Here is a 17,578-nt window from a genome sequence, read left to right as displayed (position 1 = left end):
TCGATAGGTCAGCGTGGCACCATGCCGACGGTTGGCGACTCTATGGCGTGTCACCGCTCCGCAGCAACACAATCCGCCGGACCCGGCCCGATGTGTCGGCAACCGAACACCTCTCTGTCAAGGGTGCGCAGGCATGCATCCACACGTTTCAGGGGTGTGCGAAACGGTTAAAGGGTTACGTTCGAGGCGAGTTGGCCGAACGTTCCGCCGGGTCCGGACACACATCCGGCCGGACCTTGTCGAACAAGGTCCGGCCGGGTGTGTGGCATTGACGGCACGCGTTGACGGCGGTGCCGCGAGGGTCAGCCCAGGAGGGTGCTCAGCTCGACGTGCTCAAGGCCGTGCGCCTCGGCGACCTCCTTGTAAACCACCTTGCCGTCATGGGTGTTGAGGCCCAGACCGAGCGCGGCGTCGCGGCGCAGCGCCTCGACCCAGCCGTTGTTCGCCAGCGACACGATGTAGGGCAGCGTGGCGTTGGTGAGGGCGTAGGTGGAGGTGTTCGGGACCGCGCCGGGCATGTTGGCGACGCAGTAGAAGACCGAGTTGTGGACCTGGAAGGTCGGCTCGGCGTGGGTGGTCGGGTGCGAGTCCTCGAAGCAGCCGCCCTGGTCGATCGCAATGTCGACAAGGACACTTCCGGGCTTCATCTTGGCGACGAGCTCGTTGGTGACCAGCTTCGGGGCCTTGGCACCCGGGATGAGGACGGCGCCGATGACGAGGTCGGCCTCGATGACGGCCTTCTCCAGCTCGTAGGCGTTGGAGACGATCGTCTGCACCTTGGTGCCGAAGATCTTGTCGGCCTCGCGGAGCTTGTTGATGTCCCGGTCGAGCAGGGTCACGTGGAAGCCCATGCCGACGGCGATCTGGGTGGCGTTCCAGCCGGAGACGCCGCCGCCGATGACGACGGCCTTGCCGGCGTGGGTGCCGGGCACGCCGCCGGGGAGGACGCCACGGCCGCCGGCCGAGCGCATCAGGTGGTACGCGCCGACCTGCGGGGCCAGGCGGCCCGCGACCTCGGACATCGGGGCGAGCAGCGGGAGCGCGCGGTTCGCGGTCTCGACGGTCTCGTACGCGATGGCGGTGGTGCCGGACTCCAGGAGGGCGTCCGTGCACTCCTTGGAAGCGGCGAGGTGCAGGTAGGTGAAGAGCGTCTGGTCCTTGCGGAGACGGTGGTACTCCTCCGCGATCGGCTCCTTGACCTTGAGCAGCAGGTCGGCGGTGGCCCAGACCTCGTCGGCGGTGGGGAGGATCTCGGCGCCGGCGGCGACGTACTCCTCGTCCGTGATCGAGGAGCCGACACCGGCGTTCTGCTCGACGAAGACCTGGTGGCCGTGGCGGACGAGCTCGTGGACACCCGCAGGGGTGATGGCCACGCGGAACTCGTTGTTCTTGACCTCGCGGGGGATGCCGACCTTCATCGTCGATCACGGTCCTTGAATCAGGGGGGATACATGGGGCACTGCGATACATACCCGGATGCACTGCGGCGCACCGGGGCAGACCACGTTCGAACGCGGCGCACCCAGTCTAATGAAGGAGTTCCCGCTGTCTAGCCTTTCAAAGTACTAATCTTCGACGGACCCACTGCGGATTTCGTAGGCTGATCGTTCCGTTTCCAGCAGTCTCTCGGCCGCAGACCGGTGCAGCCGGGCCGCGGCGGGGTCGCCGAGCCGGTCGAGGGTGTCGGCGAGCCTCAGCTGGAGCGCGGCCTGGAGCCGGGTGTCCTGGGCCCGCCGGGCCCACTCCACCGCCTCCTCGCAGGTCCGCAGCGACTCCTCGGGCCGCCCCGCGTACTCCTGGACCCGGGCGGCCTCGCTCAACGCCCGTGCGTAGCCCGGGAGATCGTCGAGCCGCCGGTAGCCGGACGCGGCGGCGCGCCAGTTCCGCAACGCCTCGCCGTACCGGCCCGCGTAGGTCTGGACGGCGCCCAGCCGGGCATACAGCCTGGCCTGATCGGCCCGCTCGTCCCGGGCGAGGCGCTGGGCGAGCGCCCTCCCGTACCAGTCACCGGCCCGCTGCCAGTCCCCCAGCTCCTGATAGGAGCCACCTACGGATTCCATCGCGCGACCGGTCGCGTACGGGTCATTTGCTGCGCGTCCGGCGTCCAAAGCCGACCGATATCGCACCAGAGCGTCCTTCGTCCTGCCGGTACGGGCATCGAGATCGGCCAGATTCAGCAGGGCGGCGGCCCGCTCACGGTGCAGTCCGCGCCGCTCGGCCACGTCCAGGACCAGCTGGTGCAGCCCGTACAGCTCGGGCGCGGCGGCCTCGGCACCCCGGTGCGCGGCGAGCGCCCTGACCAGGGAGGCGACCAGCCGGCGGGCCAGGGTGTCGAGCTCCCCGTCGGCGACGGCGAGCCGGGCGGAGGCCAGCAGGAAGGACTGCCGGGAGCGCAGCCAGACGGCGCCGGCGGCGGCGTTGGGGAAGCGCAGGGCGCGCGGCAGACCGGCCAGTTTCCTACGGGCCGGCGAGCCCTCGGGTTCGGTGACCGCACGGCAGGACTGGAGGAGCCGTACGGTCCGCTCCAGCATCCGGGCCCGCGCGAGCTGCACCTCGGCGGGCCGGTCGCGCTCCTCCAGCTGAGCGCGAAGGAGAGGGACGAGATGGCCGGGAACCTCGTACTGACCGTCTTCCCCGGCCGAGACGAGCCCCAGGGCGGCGAAGTCGGCGAGGGTGGTCTCGGCGGCCGAGACCGAGCAGCCGGCCAGGGCGGAGGCGGTGTGGGCGTCGGCCCGGCCCAGCGGGGCGAGCACCAGGAATCGCAGTATCCGGGCGGCCGTCGCCGGCAGCGCCTCATGGGCGAGCAGGAAGGCGCGGGTGAGCGGGTCGCCGCTGAGCGCGCGGAGCCGCTTGGCGAGGTCGGCGACGGAGGCCTTGGGCCGGGTGGAGAGCCAGCCCCCGGCGAGAACGACCGCGGCGGGCAGCCCGCCGCACTCCTCCACCAGACTCTCGGCGGCCTGCGGATCGACGGTGATGCGTACGGAGCCGGTGAAGGCGGTGAGCAGCTCGATGGCCGATTTGGGGTCGAGCCCGCCGAGGGTGCAGGGCCGTACGTCGGGGATGCCGGTGAGCGGCCCGCGGGCGACGCCGACCACCAGGGAATCGGGGTTGTCGGGGATGAGCGGATCGGCGTGCTCGGCATCCACGGCGTCGTCCAGGACCAGGACGGCCCGGCGCTCGCCGAGCGCCGCGCGGACCAGCTCGGTCAGCTCGTCCTCGGCGGCGCCGGGGGGCTCGGCGACCCCGAGCGCGGCGAGGAGTTCCTGGGCGACGCGGGCGGTGGGGACGGGGTCGCCGCCGGGCTCGGTGAGCCGGGCCCGGAAGATCCCGTCGGGGTACCGGTCGGCGAGTCCGGCGGCCAGTTCCTCGGCGAGCGCGGTACGTCCGGAGCCGGGCTTCCCGGCGATGAGCAGGACACGGGCCCGGGGCGCCTTGCGGCCGGTGAGGGTGTCGAGGCCGGTCCGCTCGATGTCGGCGCGCAGGGCCTTCAACTCCCGCTGCCGGCCGAAGAACTGCCGGCTGCCGGCCGCCGCCACCGCCTGATCCGTCACGGGCCACGCTCCCGTCCACCTGCGCACGAGCCGATCCCGCGGGGGTCTCCGCACGGGCGATTCCGAGCGTAGTTCAGGGCATGCACCGCACCTTGCGGAGCAGGGCGGACAGTTCCCCCGATCGGATCAGCCGATCGTCAGACTGCCCGCCCACCCCGCGTGGGCACATCGCCCCGCGGGGCGGGACGGGCGGGCACAAGGGGAGGGGCGGGCCCGCAACACCGCAGGCGCGGCTACGCCTCGAAGGGGCGGGCCGGCCAGGGCGCGGTCGCCGGGCGGAGCGACTCCAGCCCCTCACCCCCGCGCACCGCGGCGAGCGACAGCACCCCCACCACCAGGCAGTTGTTGTGCAGCTCCCCCGCAAGCACCCCTCGCACCAGATCCGCCAGCGGAACCCGCGCGAGCTCCATGTCGGCCTCCTCCTCGGAGACCTCGAAGCGCTCCCCCTCCGCCTCCGAGAGACCGCGCGCCAGGAAGATCCGTACGGCCTCGTCGCAGCCGCCCGGGGTGGTGTAGACGTCGGTCAGGACCCGCCAGTCCTCGGCCTTGACGTGCGCCTCCTCGTACAACTCGCGCTGGGCGGCGTGCAGCGGGTTCTCGCCGGGCACGTCGAGGAGTCCCGCCGGGATCTCCCAGAGCTTCTGCCGCACGGGGTGCCGGTACTGCTTGAGCAGCAGGACCCGGTCCTGGTCGTCGAGGGCCAGGACGGCCACCGAGCCGGGGTGGACCTGGTAGTCGCGGCGCGCGACCGTGCCGTCCGGCATGACCACGTCGTCCGTGCGGACACTCGTCTTGTTTCCCTGGAACGGGGTCGTCGTCGCGACGACCCGCCACTCCTCCGGGGTGTCCTGCAACTCCATGAGCTGTCCTCCCACATACGAAAACCGGGGTACGGGTCCGTCAGGACCCGTACCCCGGCAACGTTAACGCGCGGCGACTACTTCGCCGGCTTGCCCGTCTTGCGCTCGACGGCGGCCTTCACCAGGCCCGCGAAGAGCGGGTGCGGACGCGTCGGACGCGAGCGCAGCTCCGGGTGCGCCTGGGTGGCGACCAGGTAGGGGTGGATCTCGCGCGGGTACTCGACGTACTCGACGAGCTTGTTGTCCGGGGAGGTGCCGGAGAAGACCAGGCCGGCCTTCTTCTCCAGCTCCGCGCGGTAGGCGTTGTTGACCTCGTAGCGGTGACGGTGGCGCTCGTCGACGTACGGCTGGTCGTCGTAGACCTCACGGACGATCGAGCCCTCGGCGAGCTTCGCCGGGTACAGGCCCAGGCGCATCGTTCCGCCAAGGTCGCCGGCGCCCTCGACGAACGCCAGCTGCTCCTCCATCGTCGAGACGACGGGGTGCGCGGTGGCCGGGTCGAACTCGGTGGAGTTGGCCTCGGGGATGTCGGCGAGGTTCCGGGCGGCCTCGATGACGATGCACTGCAGACCGAGGCAGATGCCGAGCAGCGGCACCTTGTTCTCGCGGGCGTACTGGATCGCGCCGACCTTGCCGCTCACACCGCGGTCGCCGAAGCCACCGGGGATGAGGATCGCGTCGACGTCGCCGAGCTGCTTCTTGGCCCCGGCCGGGGTCTTGCAGTCGTCGGAGGTGACCCACTTGACCTTGACGCGCGCCTTGTTGGCGAAGCCACCGGCCCGCATGGCCTCGGTGACCGAGAGGTACGCGTCGGGCAGGTCGATGTACTTGCCGACGAGCGCGACGGTGACCTCGTGGTCGGGGTTGTGGACGCGGTCGAGCAGGTCGTCCCAGGTGGACCAGTCCACGTCGCGGAACGGCAGGTCGAGCTTGCGGACGACGTAGGCGTCCAGGCCCTCGGTGTGGAGCACCTTGGGGATGTCGTAGATCGACTTGGCGTCGATCGCGGCGACGACCGCGGCCTCGTCGACGTCGCACATCAGCGAGATCTTGCGCTTGATGGAGGTGGGGACCTCACGGTCGGCGCGCAGCACGATCGCGTCGGGCTGGATGCCGATGTTGCGCAGGGCGGCGACGGAGTGCTGGGTCGGCTTGGTCTTCAGCTCGCCGGAGGGGCCGATGTAGGGCAGCAGCGAGATGTGCACGACGAAGACGTTGTCGCGGCCGACCTCGTGGCGGACCTGGCGGACGGTCTCCAGGAACGGCAGGGACTCGATGTCGCCGACCGTGCCGCCGACCTCGGTGATGACGACGTCGACGTCGTCGGTCGCCATGCGGCGGATCCGGGACTTGATCTCGTTGGTGATGTGCGGGATGACCTGCACGGTGTCACCGAGGTACTCGCCGCGCCGCTCCTTGGCGATGACCTGCGAGTAGACCTGGCCGGTGGTGACGTTGGCCGAGCCGTCGAGGTCGACGTCGAGGAAGCGCTCGTAGTGACCGATGTCCAGGTCGGTCTCGGCGCCGTCGTTGGTGACGAACACCTCACCGTGCTGGAAGGGGTTCATCGTGCCCGGGTCGACGTTCAGGTACGGGTCGAGCTTCTGCATCGTGACCCGCAGGCCCCGGGCCTTGAGGAGCGCACCCAGGCTGGAGGCGGTCAGGCCCTTGCCGAGGCTGGAGGCGACACCCCCGGTGACGAAGATGTGCTTGGTCGTCGTGGTTTTGGGCGGCATCGCCAAGAGGGGGCTCCCGTGGTCGCGTTTGGAGGTGCGTACCGGCGTCCCCTCCGGAAGAATCGGGGGGTGCCGTCGCTGCGGTTTCGGGGTCCTCGGCTGTCGCCGTTTCCCACCGGTCCACGGGGTACCAGGGTATCAGCGACATCGGGAGACCGCTTCCGGCCACACGCGGCAGTCGGGTGTACACGGACGGCGACGTGCGGGCGGGCCGGCCTCCCAGCGGGCAGGGACCGGCCCCCTCCCACCGGACGGGAGGACGGGCCCCACAGGACGGGAGGACGGCCCCACAGGGCGGCGGGACGGGCCCCCGCGGGGTGGGCGGACCGACGTCCCACCAGCGGCGGACCGGCCTCCCGCCGAGCGAAGGGAGGAGCTCCCACCTGCGAACGACGGACCCTTCACCGACGATGGACGGACCTTCCACCGACGAACAGGACCCGTTCACCCGATCGGAGCAACGCCGTTACCGGCGTGATCACCGGGTCACTAGGGTGCGACGTATCCTGCTCGGACATTGCCCTCCGAGCCGGCCGGCCAGCGGCATCACCCCGCCCGTCATCCGGACCAAGAGCTCGTCGAAGACCCTTGACCGCTGACACACGCAGACCCGGCTGACAACCAGCCGGCGCATCTGAGCAAGCGCCCCGCGGGGCGGACGTGGCCGTTCGACTGGAGTGAAGCACGTGGCCGGGCGCATCGAGGATTACGCACTCATCGGAGACATGCAGACCGCCGCCCTGGTCTGCCGGGACGGCAGCGTCGACTGGCTGTGTCTCCCCCGATTCGACTCCCACGCGATCTTCGCCGGGCTGCTGGGCACCGAGGAACACGGGTTCTGGCGGGTGGGCCCCGCCGGGCCCGCCGACGCCGAGCCGTCCCCGGCCGACCGGCGCCGCTACCGGGGCGACTCGCTCATCCTGGAATCCGAGTGGGACACCGACCGCGGCACGGTCCGGGTGACCGACTTCATGCCGCCGCGCGACGGCGCCCCGCAGCTGATCCGGATCGTGGAGGGCGTCTCCGGCCGGGTCCGGATGCGTTCCTCGCTGCGCATGCGGTTCAGCTACGGCCGGATCGTGCCGTGGGTCCACAAGGTCGGGGAGCGCACGGTCGCCGTCGCGGGACCCGACTCGGTGTGGCTGGACACCGACGCCGAGACGCACGGCAAGGACCTCACCACGTACTCCGACTTCACCGTGAACCCCGGTGACCGGGTCACCTTCACGCTCTCCTGGCAGCCCTCCCACAAGGAGCCGCCGGCCCTTCCGGACCCCGAGGGCTCCCTGGAGGCGACCGCCGACTTCTGGCGCGACTGGGTCGAGCACTGCACGTACCACGGCCCCTACCGGGAGGCCGTGATCCGCTCCCTGATCACCCTGAAGGCGCTGACGTACGCGCCGACCGGCGGAATCGTGGCCGCGCCGACCACCTCGCTGCCCGAGGAGATCGGCGGCGTCCGCAACTGGGACTACCGCTACACCTGGCTGCGGGACGCGGCGATCACCCTCTCCTCGATGCTGCGCACCGGCTACCGCGAGGAGGCCCGCGCCTGGCGGGACTGGCTGCTCCGCGCGGTCGCCGGCGACCCGGAGAACCTGCAGATCATGTACGGCATCGCCGGCGAGCGGGAGCTCGGCGAGGCGGAACTCGACTGGCTCCCGGGGTACGAGAGCTCCGGCCCGGTCCGGGTCGGCAACGGCGCCGCCAACCAGCTCCAGCTGGACGTCTACGGCGAGGTCACCGAGGCCCTCCACCTCGCGCACATGACGGGCCTCTCCCGCAACGACTACGCCTCGCTCCTCCAGATCAAGCTGATCAACTACCTGGAGAAGCACTGGGACCAGCCCGACGAGGGCATCTGGGAGGTCCGCGGCCCGCGCCGCCACTTCGTGCACTCCAAGGTGATGGCCTGGGTGGCCGTCGACCGCACGATCAAGCTCATCGAGTCCGGGGACGCCGACGGCCCGCTGGAGCGCTGGCACGCGCTGCGCGACGAGATCCACCGGGACGTCTGCGAGAAGGGCTACGACCCCGAGCGGAACACCTTCACGCAGTCGTACGGCTCCAAGGAGCTGGACGCCTCGCTGCTGCTGATCCCGCAGATGGGCTTCCTGCCGCCGGACGACAAGCGGGTCATCGGCACGATCGAGGCGATCCAGCGGGAGCTGTCCACGGAGGACGGTTTCGTGCTCCGCTACCCCACCTCCGGCGAGGAGGCAGGCGTCGACGGCCTGGAGGGCGACGAGGGCGCGTTCCTGGCGTGCTCGTTCTGGCTGGCCGACGACCTGGCGATGATCGGCCGGGTGGACGAGGCACGCTCGCTCTTCGAGCGGCTGCTCGCGCTCCGCAACGACCTGGGGCTGCTCGCCGAGGAGTGGGACCCGAGGCTCCAGCGGCAGGTCGGCAACTTCCCGCAGGCCTTCAGCCACGTGCCACTGATCGACACGGCACTGCGGCTGACGGCGAGCGGGGCGTACGGCGGCTGAGGCGGCCCCGCGCGGGGGACGGCACCCGGACCTACGATGAGAGGGTCCTGTCCCCCCGTACGGAAGGGGGGGCTCCCATGGCTCCCCACGTCTCCGAAAGCGCCCTCGCCGGACTGGTCGAGGATCTGGCCGGTGAGGTGATCACCCCCGGCGGTCCGGGCTACGACGAGGCGCGTGCCCTGCACAACGGCATGATCGACCGGCGCCCGTCGGTGATCGCCCAGTGCGCCACCCAGGCCGACGTGTCCAACGCGATCCTGTTCGGCCGCGAGACCGAGCTGCCGATCGCGGTACGCGGCGGCGGGCACAGCGTCGCCGGGAGCTCCATGATCGACGGCGCGCTCATCGTCGATCTGCGCCGGATGCACGGTGTCGTCGTGGACCCGGAGGACATGACGGTACGGGTCGAGGGCGGGGCGACCATGGCCCACCTGGACCACGCGTGCCAGCCGTTCCATGTGGCGACCACCGGCGGGCGGGTGTCCACCACCGGCGTCGGCGGCTTCACACTGGGCGGCGGCTCGGGCTGGCTGGAGCGGAAGTTCGGTCTTGCCAGCGACAACCTGCTCGCCGCCGACCTGATCACCGCCGAGGGCAAGCACGTGCACACGGACGCGGAGGAGAACCCGGAGCTGTTCTGGGCGCTGCACGGCGGCGGCGGCAACTTCGGGGTGGCGACCTCGCTGACGATGCGGCTGCACCCGCTGCCCCGGATGAGCGTCGCGATGCTGTTCTTCCTGCCCGACAACGCGCCCCAGGTGGTGCGCACCTTCCGCGATCTCGGTGCCGGCGCACCCGACGAGGTGGGTGGCGGCGCCATCTACATGCCCGCGCCCCCGGAGCCGTTCATCCCGGAGGACCTGGTCGGCAAGCTGGTCTGCGGGGCGCTGTTCACGTACACCGGCCCGGTCTCCGAACTCCGCGAGTTCGCGGCGCCGCTGTTCGCGCTGAAGCCCGTGGTCGAGATCGTCACGGACATCCCGTACGTGGACCTGCAGACGATGCTCGACGACCCGCCGGGGCTGCGGAACTACTGGTCGGCCGAGTACCTGCGGGACTTCTCCGACGAGGCCGTGGACGTCTTCTGCGACCGGGGCGCGCGGATCCCGGCGTCGACCGCCACCCAGCACGTGCTGTTCCTGATGGGCGGGGCCGTGGCCGCCGGGCCCTCCCGGTACCCGCAGCCGTGGCGCACCGCGCCGTGGGCGGTGCACCCGTTCGCGACCTGGGAGGACCCCGCGTACGACGAGCAGGCGAAGCAGTGGGTGCACGACGTCCGGGACGACGTACGGCCGTGGGCACTCGACGCGACGTATCTGAACTTCATCGGCGCCGAGGGCGAGCAGCGGATCGTCTCCTCCTTCGGCGAGGAGAACTACCGCCGACTCGCCGCCGTGAAGGCCGAGTACGACCCCGACAACGTGTTCCGCTTCAACCAGAACATCGCACCGGCCGGCTGAGCCGGCTCATCGCAGGACGGCGATCACCTCCTTGGCGGCTCGCTCGCCCTCGGTCGCCCCGCCTTCCATGAAGCCCTGGAAGTCGTAGCTGCAGTGCTCACCACCGATGTGGACGTTCCCCTGGGCGGTGCCCTCGTAGCCCGCGTACCGGTGGAGATAGCCGACCGGCCAGCAGGAGTAGGCACCCAGCGAGTACGGGTTCCGGTGCCAGGCGGAGAGCTGGGCGCGGCCCGTGTACGCCCGTGAGGTGCCGGGGTAGAAGGCGTCGATGCCCGCCAGGTGGCGGGTGACGAGGTTCCGTACGTACGGGTCGGACTCGGTGGAGAAGGGCCCGGCAGGCGTCAGCGACCTGGCGAGGCTGCCGCCGCCGTACTGGAGGAGGATGCCGCCGGTCCCGCCCTGGATCTTGGTGGTGTCCCAGGTCTGCTGGACCTCGGTGTCGGTGAAGCAGTCACCGGCCGAGACGCCCGGCCAGGCGCCGGTGCCGCGCCAGGGGCGGGTGCCGAACTGCATGTTGAGCTTGGTGCAGTGTCCCATCCGCGCGTCCCGCAGCAGGTTCCTCATGAGCGGGTCGAAGGCGGCCCGGGCCAGGTCGAGCTGCTGGAGGACCGGCAGCGGGAGGCAGAGGATCGTGTGGTCGGCGGTGACGGTCCTGGTGGCGCCGGCCTCGGTGAAGGTCAGCGTCTGGGTGCCGTCGGCGTTGGCCCGTACGGCGGTCAGGGACCAGCCCGGGCGCAGGGTGCCCGGGGCGAGGGCCCCGGCGACGGCGTTCGGGAGCCGGTCGTTGCCGCCGACGATGTGGTACCGCTCGTTGGACAGGCCCCAGACGTTGAAGTTGCCGGGATTGGTCTGGTAGCCCATGAGCAGCACCAGGGCGAGCGAGGACTGCTCGGTGGTGTCGGCCCCGTACTCGACGTTGTAGGCGACGTCGAGGAAGCGGCCGAGCGGCGAGGAGTGCCCGCCGGGGACCCGGGTCTCGATCCACTCGTGGATCGACATGTTGTCGAGCGCGGTGCCCGTGGGGGTGGTCTGGTTCCAGAAGACCTCCCCCGCGTCCGAGAGGTCCCGGCGCAGCAGCTGGTAGACCGCCTTGAAGTCCTCGTCGGCCTGGGCACGGGAGTAGTACGCGCCGTTGAACCAGAGGACCTCCTCCGCTCCGTTGGGCCCGCCGCCGAGGAAGTCCTCCACGGGGAGGTCGAAGCGGCGGCAGAGCTCCAGGATCTTCTTGTGGCTGGTGTCGATCAGCTCGCCGCCGATCTCGGAGGTCTGTCCGTACGCCCAGTGGGTGCGCTGGGTCCACATGCGGCCGCCGACCCGGGTGGGGTTCGCCTCGTAGAGCACCGGGGTGAGGCCGGCGTCCTGGAGGGTGAGGGCGGCGGTGAGGCCGGAGATCCCGGCGCCGACGACGGCGACCCGGGCGGTGCTCTTGACCGGCGGGTCCGGGGTGGCGGCGCGGGCGGGCACGGCCCCGCCCAGGCCGGCGGCCCCGGCCGCGCCGACGGCGACACCGGCGGCGGCGGCGTACTTGAGGAGGGAGCGGCGCCCGAGGGCGTCGGCTCTCATGCCGCGGAGCTCGTCGACGGGGAGGTTCAGCCGCCGGGCGTCGGCGTGCTCGGCGGCCAGTTTCTTCAGGAGGTGCATCGGGTTGGTGCGTGCCATGGGGCGCTCCTGGAGGGGAGAAGGGGATTCAGCTCTGCGGTACGGCGGCGGGGGCGGGGGCCGCTGTCTCTTCGGCGGGGCGCTCGGCGGCGTCCTCCAGGACGATCCGGCCGATGATCTCGTAGCGTGCGGGCCGCTTGGCCTTGAGATAGAGGCCGAGGCCGAGGCCGCCGAAGAAGACCGCACCGACGATCCAGGGGATCGCCTTGAAGAACAGCGAGTCGGCGGCGAGACCGGCGGCGGTCTCCATGTTGACGACCAGCAGGACGACGACGGCGATCATGCCGACACCGCCGAGGAGCGGGGCGGTGAGGGTCCTGAACCAGTGCCGGTCCTCGGGGTGGTTCTTGCGGAAGTAGCCGATGACGGCGAAGGAGCAGAGGGTCTGGACGATGAGGATCGCCATCGTGCCGAGGATCGCGAGCAGCGTGTAGAGGTGGATGTAGGGGTCCTGGCCGGTGAGCCAGAAGGCGCCGACCAGGGCGACGGCGATCGCGCTCTGCACGTACGAGGCGATGTACGGCGAGCCGTGCCTCGCGTGCGTCCGGCCGAGCGCCGGGTGGAGGAAGCCCTCGCGCCCGATGGCGTACAGATAGCGCGAGGCGCACTGGTGGAAGGCCATCCCGCAGGCGAAGGAGCCGGTGAGCAGCAGCCACTGGAAGGCGTCGACGGCCCAGGCGCCGATGAAGCTCTCGGTGGGCGAGAAGAACAGGTCGAGGGGCGAGGCGGAGGCGGACAGCTTCACCGATCCGGCGAGGCCGTTGCCCGCGATCGTCATCCACGACACGTAGATGTAGAAGAGGCCGACGCCGATGACGGAGATCAGCGTGGCGCGCGGGATGACCCGCTTGGGGTCGCGGGACTCCTCGCCGTACATCGCGGTCGACTCGAAGCCCACCCAGGACCAGAAGGCGAAGAAGAGTCCGAGGCCGGCGGAGGTGCCGGTGAAGGCGTTCCTGGGGTCGATCGGTTCGACGGGGATGCCGTCGGGGCCGCCGCCGGCGATCAGGACGGCGGTGGCGACCGCGAAGAGGACCGCGATCTCGGCGATGAGCATCACCCCGAGCGCCTTGGCGGTCAGGTTGATGTCGAAGTACGAGAGGGCGGCGGTGACGGACAGCATGACGGCCGCGTACAGGATCCACGGCAGGTCCACACCGAGCTGATCGGCGACGGTCGTCTTGGCGAAGTACGCGAAGACACCGACGATCGAGGCCTCGAAGACGACGTACGCGAGGACGGCGAGCATGCCGGAGGCCATACCGGCGATCCGGCCGAGGCCGTGCGAGATGTAGCCGTAGAAGGCGCCGGCGGCGGTGATCCGCTTGGCCATGGCGACGTAGCCGACCGAGAAGACGGTCAGGACGAGCGTCGCGAAGAGATAGCCGGCGGGTGCGCCGGTACCGTTGCCGAAGCCGACGGCGATGGGGAGGTTGCCGGTCATCGCGGTGATCGGTGCCGCGGTGGCGACGGCCATGAAGACGACGCCGACGAGCCCGACCGAGTTCGCCTTGAGCCGGTGGACCTCTGGGGTGGGGTTCTCTGCCATGGCGCGAGAGCATCCTCCCGAGTGACGTAGGCCACAATCGACAGGCGGTCACACAATTCCCGCCAGGGGACGACGAGTTGTCGCCCCTGCGTGCGAACCGTCCGGTCCTGTGACCGTGGGGTGATGTCGCCGGAACACGGACGCGGGTAGCGTCCGGCCCCATGGACAATCAGGGCGGGATCACCGTGCAGCGGGCGCTCGAACTCCCGGGCCTGCGCAGCGGGCTCCCGGAGGTCGTGGCCGGCGCGGACCGGCTGCACCGCACGGTGCGCTGGGTGCACGCGGGCGAGGTGCCGAACATCGCGTCGCTGCTCAAGGGCGGCGAGCTGCTGCTGACCACGGGCCTCGGGCTCGGCACCCGGCCGGCCGAGCAGCGCGCCTTCGTGCGGCGGCTCGCCGACCGGGGCATCGCGGCGCTCGTGGTGGAACTCGGACCGCGTTTCGCCCGCCTCCCGGCGACGATAGTGGAGACCGCGAGGGCCGCCGGCCTGCCCTTGGTGCAGCTGCACCGCGAGGTCCCCTTCGTGGCCGTCACGGAGGAGATCCACACCGAGATCGTCAACGGCCACTACGCGCTCCTCCGGCAGGCCGAGGAGGTGCACCGGCAGTGCACGGAGGCACTGCTCGGCGGCGGCGGGGTCCCGCAGGTCCTGCGCATCCTCTCGGACTTCGCCGCCAACCCCGTCTTCCTGGAGACCGCCGACGGCCAGCTGCTGTACGCGGCGGGCACCGAGTCCGCGCCCGCCGACCCGCTCCAGGTATGGGACGGGCTGCGCGGCCAGCGGGCGGCCCGCGAATCGGGCCCGCCCACCGGCACGGTGCTGGTCGACGTGCCCGGCGGCGGCCCCGGTACGTCATCGGTACGGGCCCGTCTCGTCCTCCTGTCGGTCTCCGGCGCCCTCTCCCCCGTCCACCGGATGGCGGCCGAGCGCGCGGCGGGCCTCCTCGCGGTCGTCCTCATGCAGGCGCGCCAGGAGGAGGAGCTGGCCGCACGGGGCCGGGGCGACTTCCTGACGGACCTGGCGGAGGGCCGGATCACGGCCGAGGACGCCCCGGCGCAGGCCCGGGTCCTCGGCTTCAAACCGGGCGACGGTCCGCTCCTGCCGGTGGTGATGCGCCTGGCCTCGGAGCTCTCCCCCTCGGGGAACTGGGCCCTGCTCGCCCGCGCGGTCCTGGAGGAGCTCGCCTCGGTCGGAGTCCCGGTCCTCCTGGGCGTCCGCCCGGTGGAAGGCCGTGTCCCCCTCCTTCTGGGCCTGCGCTCGGAATCGGAACGCACGGCGGTCGCGGACCGGGTCGCGGCGGCCCTGCGCGCGGGCGTGGAGCGGGCGGGCCTCGAACGCGCCGGGGTGCACCCGCCGGTGGTCGTGGTGGGCGTCGCGGGCAGCTGGGCCGCGGCCTCGGCGGGCCTGCGGCACGCGGCTGAGACGGCGACGGCCGCGCAGGGCCTGTCGGACCTGCCCTGGTACGACGCCCGGCGCCTCGACATCGACCTGTTGCTGTGGCGGCTGCACTTCCACGGGGACACGGTCCTGGCGGCGTTCGTGGACCGCGCGATCGGCCCGCTGCGGGACCACGACCGCACGTCCCGTCCCCCGCTCCTCCCGACCCTGGAGACGTACCTGGCGCACGCGGGCCGCAAGGCGGAGACGGCCCGGGAACTCCACCTGAACCGCCAGACGCTCTACAACCGCCTGGCCCGCATCTCCGAGCTCCTGGGCACGGACCTGGACGACCCCCAAACGGTCCTGGCCCTCTCCCTGGCCCTGAGAGCCCGCCGCCACACGCCGTAGGCCCCTCCCTGCCGCACCCGCCCCGGCCCCGCCCGCCCCCGTTGTGGGCATTCGTTCCGCCGGGGCGGAACGGGTGGGCACAACGGAACGGCGCCCTGGGCGGCGCCACCGCCCCTTGTGCCTGGCCCCGCACCACCGGGCACGGCGCACGGGGGCCGGTCACAGGGCGAAGGCCTGGGCCCGGCGAGAGACGCCGTACCGCTCGCTACCGCCCCACCAACTCGTCATACACGCTCAGAACGTGCGCCACCGTCTCGTCCTCCGTAGGCCAGGACCCCGCCTGCACCCGCCCCGCCGCCGCCAGATCCATCCGCCGCTCCACGTCCTCCAGCAGCCCCCGCACCGCCCCGGCGAGCGCCACCGCATCCCCGTACGGCACCAACTCCGCTGCATCACCCACGAGTTCCGGCACTCCGCCCACAGCCGTGGCGACGAGCGGCACCCCGAGCCGCAGCGCCTCCTGGGCGAGCAGGGACCGCGCCTCCCACCGCGACGGCAGCACCGCGACGTCCGCCGCCGCGAGCAGCTCCGCGACGTCCTCGCGCCGCCCGATCAGCCGCACCGGCAGCCCTTCCGCCACGATCCGCCGCTGGAGGGCGGCCCGTTCGCGCCCCTCCCCCGCGATCACGAGCAGCGGCTGGGGATCGAGCTCCCGCCATTCCCGCGCAGCGTCGAGCAGGGTCCGGTACCCCCGGCCACGCTCAAGCGCCCCTACGGCCATCAGCAACGGCCGGTCGACGGCGCCCAGTTCGGCCCGCGCCTTGCCGTCGTGGAGGCATACGGGCCCCCGCGCGGCCGGCACGGTGACGGGTGCGAGCCGGGCGTCCCGGGCTCCGCGCCGCCGGGCCCGGTCGACGAGTTCGGAGGACGTGGCGAGGACAACGGTCGTGGCCCGCACGGTCCTTCGCTCCAGAAGCCGCAGCATCCCGCCCCGCGCCCCGTGGACATGGTGCCGGCTGTCCCAGGTCGTCACGAGCGGAGCCCGGCCCCCACGCTCTCCGCCGGACAGCGCGAGCGCGGCCCGCACGGACGCCTGCAACCCGTGCGCGTGGACCACGTCCGCCCCGATGCAGGCGTTGCGGAGCGCGGCGACCGTCGCGGGGTCGCCGAGGCGCGGCAGCGGCACGAAGTCGGCACCGGCACCCAGGTAGTCGTAGACGCGGTCGAGTTCGGCCGGGGCGCACACGGTCACCCGCACGCCCCTCGCCACCAGCCCCGAGGCAAGTGATCGGACGTGAGCGCTGCTGCCCGCGCTGCCGCCGCCCAGCACTTGGACCGTACGGAGCTGTGTCACGCGCCCAAGGATGCCAGCCCGTGCCCCCGACCGTACGCACGTTCCGGCACCGAAGTGGCGTCGTTCCCCTGTACGGAAGGCGTACGGCTCCGTGACCCACCCCCCGGGTTCACCCACTCGGGTGAGCGCGCGAGGACACCTCACGCTCCCCCAGGTCACGCCTCTGCTCCCCCGAACCCGGCCGACGCGCCCCCGGACCGGACCGGCGCTCCCTCATACCCGGCCGGCGCACCCCCGCAGCAGGCCGGCGCTCCCTCTTACCCGACCGACGCTGCCCCAGATCCCGAGGACGCGCCCCCGAGACCCTCGTTCCACTCCGCCCACGCCGCGGCGCCGACCAACCCGGCCGCATGGACGGCGAGTCCGATCCGCCCGTTCCCGACGGCGATCGCACTGCCGACGGCCGCGCCGAGCGCGTGCGCACCGGTGTCGCCGAGCATGGTGCGCTCACCGAGGTCGTCCCCGAGGACGGCCGTGACGGCCCCCATCGGGGCTGCGGCGAGCGAGCCGCGCAGCAGCCCCGGAGCGCCGAGCGCGAGCACGGTCAGCCCCGCGCGCCCGGGCCGTACGTCCACCAGATTGACGAGATGGGCGGTTCCGGCGATGACGACTCCGGCGAGGACCTTGTCGACGGCCCGCTCCTTGAGCAGCGCCCCGGCCACGAGCGAGGCCGCACCGATCCCGAGCAGCTTGACGGCCCCACTGGTCACCTCGCCGCCCCGCAGCGCCGCGAGATGCGCCCGGAAGCCCCGCCGATGGTCGCCCTTCACATCGTCGTACGCCCCGCACGCCCCGGCGGCCAGCACGGCGAACGCCGCGGGCCCGCTCCCCGCGCCGACGGCGGCCCCGACGGCCACCGCGGGCCCGGCGAACAGATCGACGGCCCGCCCCGCGTAGTTGACCCGCGTCCAGGGCCCGTCACCCGGCTCCCCGTGGCCGACCGGCCTCCCCCGCCCCTCGGCCGCACGCCGCCGAAGCCCCTCGTAAGCCACCCGGGTGACCCCCGCGGCGAGGGCGAATGAGGCGATCCTGCCCGCTGTCCCGATCATGGCCCCAGCCTAGCCACGCTGTCAGCGCCCTCCGCCGGGCCCCGGCCCGGCGAGCACCCGCAGCGGACAGCCAGGGCGCGGATCGACTACGCGGAGCCGCGGAACAGCCCGGTCAGGGAGTGGCGGCACGCCTGCCCTCTC

At 72.1% G+C, this 17,578-nt stretch carries 11 protein-coding genes; 3 read left to right on the top strand and 8 right to left on the bottom strand.

Translation table 11 applies throughout. The features are described from left to right. Window positions 1–302: 302 nt before the first annotated feature. From ald to OG259_RS31890, 4 genes are all read right to left on the bottom strand, one after another. The gene (gene ald, locus OG259_RS31905) at window positions 303–1,418 is read right to left on the bottom strand and encodes an alanine dehydrogenase (protein WP_328945400.1); all 1,116 of its coding nucleotides are present in this window, start codon (window positions 1,416–1,418) and stop codon (window positions 303–305) included. A gap of 147 nt (window positions 1,419–1,565) precedes the next feature. Beyond that, entirely contained in the window at window positions 1,566–3,551 is a 1,986-nt protein-coding gene (locus OG259_RS31900) for a tetratricopeptide repeat protein (protein WP_328945399.1), read from the bottom strand. A 233-nt stretch (window positions 3,552–3,784) separates the two neighbouring features. Beyond that, entirely contained in the window at window positions 3,785–4,411 is a 627-nt protein-coding gene (locus tag OG259_RS31895; protein ID WP_328945398.1) for an NUDIX hydrolase, read from the bottom strand. A 77-nt stretch (window positions 4,412–4,488) separates the two neighbouring features. After that, complete coding sequence (locus OG259_RS31890) at window positions 4,489–6,147, bottom strand: CTP synthase (RefSeq protein WP_328945397.1); 1,659 nt, start codon at window positions 6,145–6,147, stop codon at window positions 4,489–4,491. A gap of 686 nt (window positions 6,148–6,833) precedes the next feature. On the opposite strand from OG259_RS31890, the gene OG259_RS31885 reads away from it, so the two are divergent. Together OG259_RS31885 and OG259_RS31880 are read left to right on the top strand one after the other, a co-directional pair. After that, window positions 6,834–8,636 (top strand): glycoside hydrolase family 15 protein, encoded by a 1,803-nt coding sequence (locus OG259_RS31885; RefSeq protein ID WP_328945396.1) that lies wholly within the window; start codon window positions 6,834–6,836, stop codon window positions 8,634–8,636. A gap of 77 nt (window positions 8,637–8,713) precedes the next feature. Further along, on the top strand, window positions 8,714–10,096 hold the full coding sequence (locus OG259_RS31880; RefSeq protein WP_328945395.1) for an FAD-binding oxidoreductase: 1,383 nt from the start codon (window positions 8,714–8,716) through the stop codon (window positions 10,094–10,096). Window positions 10,097–10,102: 6 nt separating this feature from the next. Here OG259_RS31880 and OG259_RS31875 read toward each other — a convergent pair whose 3' ends face one another. Together OG259_RS31875 and OG259_RS31870 are read right to left on the bottom strand one after the other, a co-directional pair. Then, the gene (locus tag OG259_RS31875) at window positions 10,103–11,755 is read right to left on the bottom strand and encodes a flavin monoamine oxidase family protein (protein WP_328945394.1); all 1,653 of its coding nucleotides are present in this window, start codon (window positions 11,753–11,755) and stop codon (window positions 10,103–10,105) included. A gap of 28 nt (window positions 11,756–11,783) precedes the next feature. Then, window positions 11,784–13,304, bottom strand: coding sequence for an APC family permease (locus OG259_RS31870; protein ID WP_328945393.1), 1,521 nt, complete (start codon window positions 13,302–13,304; stop codon window positions 11,784–11,786). Between the two features lie 161 nt (window positions 13,305–13,465). On the opposite strand from OG259_RS31870, the gene OG259_RS31865 reads away from it, so the two are divergent. After that, window positions 13,466–15,094 (top strand): PucR family transcriptional regulator, encoded by a 1,629-nt coding sequence (locus tag OG259_RS31865; RefSeq protein WP_328945392.1) that lies wholly within the window; start codon window positions 13,466–13,468, stop codon window positions 15,092–15,094. Between the two features lie 205 nt (window positions 15,095–15,299). On the opposite strand, the gene OG259_RS31860 is transcribed toward OG259_RS31865, so the two are convergent. Together OG259_RS31860 and OG259_RS31855 are read right to left on the bottom strand one after the other, a co-directional pair. Next, window positions 15,300–16,388, bottom strand: coding sequence for a glycosyltransferase family 4 protein (locus OG259_RS31860; RefSeq protein ID WP_328945391.1), 1,089 nt, complete (start codon window positions 16,386–16,388; stop codon window positions 15,300–15,302). A 257-nt stretch (window positions 16,389–16,645) separates the two neighbouring features. Next, the gene (locus OG259_RS31855; RefSeq protein ID WP_328945390.1) at window positions 16,646–17,437 is read right to left on the bottom strand and encodes a hypothetical protein; all 792 of its coding nucleotides are present in this window, start codon (window positions 17,435–17,437) and stop codon (window positions 16,646–16,648) included. Window positions 17,438–17,578 lie beyond the last annotated feature (141 nt).

The organism is Streptomyces sp. NBC_00250, from assembly GCF_036192275.1.
Taxonomy (GTDB): Bacteria; Actinomycetota; Actinomycetes; order Streptomycetales; family Streptomycetaceae; genus Streptomyces.
The sequence above is the reverse complement of the archived record's forward strand: the minus strand, read 5'-3'. Positions and strand labels throughout refer to the sequence as shown.

What these genes read in the sequence shown, in the direction of transcription:
- OG259_RS31865 (WP_328945392.1), top strand. Translation starts at nt 13,466, where the DNA reads ATGGACAATCAGGGCGGGATCACCGTGCAGCGGGCGCTCGAACTCCCG.
- OG259_RS31855 (WP_328945390.1), bottom strand. Translation starts at nt 17,437, where the DNA reads ATGATCGGGACAGCGGGCAGGATCGCCTCATTCGCCCTCGCCGCGGGG.
- OG259_RS31890 (WP_328945397.1), bottom strand. Translation starts at nt 6,147, where the DNA reads ATGCCGCCCAAAACCACGACGACCAAGCACATCTTCGTCACCGGGGGT.
- OG259_RS31880 (WP_328945395.1), top strand. Translation starts at nt 8,714, where the DNA reads ATGGCTCCCCACGTCTCCGAAAGCGCCCTCGCCGGACTGGTCGAGGAT.
- OG259_RS31895 (WP_328945398.1), bottom strand. Translation starts at nt 4,411, where the DNA reads ATGGAGTTGCAGGACACCCCGGAGGAGTGGCGGGTCGTCGCGACGACG.
- OG259_RS31875 (WP_328945394.1), bottom strand. Translation starts at nt 11,755, where the DNA reads ATGGCACGCACCAACCCGATGCACCTCCTGAAGAAACTGGCCGCCGAG.
- ald (WP_328945400.1), bottom strand. Translation starts at nt 1,418, where the DNA reads ATGAAGGTCGGCATCCCCCGCGAGGTCAAGAACAACGAGTTCCGCGTG.
- OG259_RS31870 (WP_328945393.1), bottom strand. Translation starts at nt 13,304, where the DNA reads ATGGCAGAGAACCCCACCCCAGAGGTCCACCGGCTCAAGGCGAACTCG.